Annotated in this window: 4 protein-coding genes; all 4 read right to left on the minus strand. The window is 33.2% G+C overall.

Going from position 1 to position 2,981, the window contains the following annotated elements; translation table 11 throughout:
* Positions 1-130 precede the first annotated feature (130 nt).
* Positions 131-1,240, minus strand: coding sequence for an alpha/beta hydrolase (locus AAGF08_RS20275; protein ID WP_343513273.1), 1,110 nt, complete (start codon positions 1,238-1,240; stop codon positions 131-133).
* A gap of 153 nt (positions 1,241-1,393) precedes the next feature.
* Positions 1,394-1,570: a hypothetical protein gene (locus AAGF08_RS20280; RefSeq protein ID WP_343513274.1), complete on the minus strand. Its 177-nt coding sequence runs from the start codon at positions 1,568-1,570 to the stop codon at positions 1,394-1,396.
* Positions 1,571-1,686: 116 nt separating this feature from the next.
* Complete coding sequence (locus AAGF08_RS20285) at positions 1,687-1,839, minus strand: hypothetical protein (RefSeq protein ID WP_343513275.1); 153 nt, start codon at positions 1,837-1,839, stop codon at positions 1,687-1,689.
* A gap of 401 nt (positions 1,840-2,240) precedes the next feature.
* A partial coding sequence (locus tag AAGF08_RS20290; protein WP_343513276.1) for a DUF6090 family protein occupies positions 2,241-2,981 on the minus strand: 741 nt, incomplete at its 5' end.

The following is a 2,981-nucleotide window of genomic DNA, read 5'->3' on the forward strand; positions in this document are numbered from 1 at the left end:
AGTTTTTGTCGAATTTTCCTAAAGAATTTTATCATTGGTTAGCGATTGGTCCCGATAGCTATCAGGATGAAGTACAACGGTAAGTATATGGCGCGTTTTAATGCGATATATACTTTGTTAGCAGTAGCATTTATTTTTCTAATATTTCATTAATATAAATTGAACGGTATTTTTCAGGATATTCAAATTGTACAGCATGCGTAGCATTTTCAAATAAATACCATTTTTTTGAAGGAGCAGTTATGGAATCAAAATAGGCCTTTGCCAATGAAGTTTCTGTAAAATGGTCATTGTCTCCTTGCAATATATAAACGGGTACTTTCCACTCCGGAACATCACGCATAAGATTACTATTAAAGCATGTAGGCCATAATAGTTTATATGCAGGATAAAATACTTCCGGGTTATTAATCATTGGTGCAAATTTTTCACTAAATGTGAGACCGTTATCCAAGAACATTTGTTTTATAAAATTGAAACCAATATTTCTGCGAGGTGGCGCATATTTTACTACAACCATACGTTCAATATCACAAGCATTTGCCATTTCTATATTCGATTTGTTGGGATATGGCGGTCGTCCAATACCTTTTAATTGATTTAAAGAAATAGTATCATTTTGTTTTTGTGCTTCTGTCATCACAAAATCGTAAGAAAGTTGTTCTGAAAGCAGTTGGTTAGCCATCTGACCAATGCCAATATAAGCATGAAATGATTCTGGGTCTTTTTGGACCATAAATGCGCTTACTGTTGTACCCCAAGATGTTCCTTCAATATATATTTTATTTTTATTGAAAGTCTTTTTAAGATAGTCTGTCACGAACAAACCATCATCAACGATTTGATTTAAAGTGATGGTAGAGTCAGGTATACTATCATTATAAGCCAATCCAGAACCTCGTTGTTCCCAGTAGCATACTGTAAATAGGTCTTCTAAATCAAATCCAACAATTTTTGAAAATGCTGGAATCGATGGACTCCCAGGACCACCATGTACCTGTAATAACACAGGGTTGTTTATATCTTTTCCTCTGATTGTTATTCTTTGGGGAGCACCGTTTATAACCATATCCTCATGCATGGCAATACTATTTGGAAGGATGTTCCCATGTTTATCCAGAAAAGGCTCTTCAACCCCAGAACTATTTATTCTTATAATTAAAAGAATAACTGCAATTAAACTAATAATGCTCCCAAGGGTAATAAGTATCCACTTTCTAATTCTCTTTAATATTTTCATGTTCTCGTACTAGTCTCCATCTGATTCATATTACCGCCAACTAGTTTATTTTTACAATTTTATTGAACATATTCCCCAGATTTGGTTGGATATGTACATGTTTGGTATTTTTTATTTTTGCATTAGCTAAACTTAGACCCAATCATCTAAAAATCAAATTCTTCCATTTAATTTGAATGCAGCCCCATCAAGAATCAAAATCTCAGTACCGATCGGAGTCATTTCAACCAGAGAGCTTGCCTGCCGAAGGCAAGAAATCTCATTTTTTACTACAATGCATTCAAAGGAAATAAAATAGCGTAGATCACATCGAAGCTTAGACAAATACATTTAGCTGAGAATCAACTATTAATAAAGAATTACAAATTCTAAAAAATAAGGTGTAGGTTCATGCTACACCTAGTCCTTTGCATGGTTTATGCTCAGGAGGATATGATTAATGAAAATCATTTTTCATAGTACCATAAGAAATGTCTAAATGATGTTGCTTCTTGGCAAGATGAAATAGAAACAATTTCTATTTTACCGGAATTTTCATTTACAGTATCTAGAAGTTTTTGTTTTTTCTTAAACTCAATGACTTTTAATTCTTTTTTCATTTTTTCTGGAATTTGTCTTAAAATTATTTCCAACATTTTTATAGATACAAAGGATGCGTACCTATTTATCTAAATCAGTTAAATATACACTTTTGGTATTTTTTATTATATAAAAGTTAAACTTCTCAAATCCAGGATTCTAAAAACCAAAGAAAGTCATTTCGACCACAGGGAACTTGCCTGCAGAAGACAGGAAATCTCATTTTTTTAACCGTCAAGCACATGAAGGAAACGCAAAGGAAAAAAAGCTAGATGTCCTAGGCAAAGGGGGAGATTTTATCTTAGCGGGTGACTTATCTGTATTCTTACTTTTATTTAATGTTCGTTAGGATACATCCTTTGCACAAGTTATTGATTAGGGTTTCACTAGATTCTTTCTAAACTTACTGATTGCGCTTTCGTTAACTTTTGATATTCTTTCTTCTTAATTCGTGGTCTATTTCATCCAGCAATGATTTGCTACTCTTCAGTATTTCTTCAATATACCCTCGCTTATTTTTATTAACAGCAAAGATCACATGACTATAGAATCTGGATAAAGCCAAATAAGCAGGTGAATTGTGATTACTAATCCATTTTGTATCGAGACTTTCAATAGCGAAAGATTTTTCTTTGTTGTACCTTATGATATAATCGAAAGGATCTAAATAAGAGTTATTATAAAACTCTCGCGAATCTTCATTAATCTCTCTATAGTTCTGTTGAAATGTTTCTACTAAGGCATAATGGTCGCTCAAATCATTGAGCAAATCCCTATTCGTAATAATGTAGATTCCAGTAGTATTGATCATCTCATCGTAGGACTTTCTATTCACAGTAAAACCTTGCCAGCGGAATTGAATGAGAGAATCTATGTCTAAAATGTCCTGCACTGATTTTGCTTCAAGTAATAACTCCAATCCCTTTTCTTGACCGGACTGATAGCCAGCCAAAGCGGAATCTCTCAAAGTTAATTCCTGGATATCCAATTTAATATCATCTTTCAGATTTTTGAGAAAGGATATTTCCTTATTACGTTCTATTCTTTCCTGATTGAAGTTGTTGAGCCAAATGGCTATCAGAATACCGATCACCACAAGTATTATTTCTCCAATTGCGTAAATAAGATACTTGCTGAATTTGTTTTGAGAGATCAGTGTTTG

The sequence above is a fragment of the Algoriphagus sp. SE2 genome, assembly GCF_039563885.1.
Taxonomy (GTDB): Bacteria; Bacteroidota; Bacteroidia; order Cytophagales; family Cyclobacteriaceae; genus Algoriphagus.

Coding starts and splice junctions, on each gene's coding strand:
- AAGF08_RS20275 (WP_343513273.1), bottom strand. CDS start 1,240: ATGAAAATATTAAAGAGAATTAGAAAGTGGATACTTATTACCCTTGGG.
- AAGF08_RS20280 (WP_343513274.1), bottom strand. CDS start 1,570: ATGTATTTGTCTAAGCTTCGATGTGATCTACGCTATTTTATTTCCTTT.
- AAGF08_RS20285 (WP_343513275.1), bottom strand. CDS start 1,839: ATGAAAAAAGAATTAAAAGTCATTGAGTTTAAGAAAAAACAAAAACTT.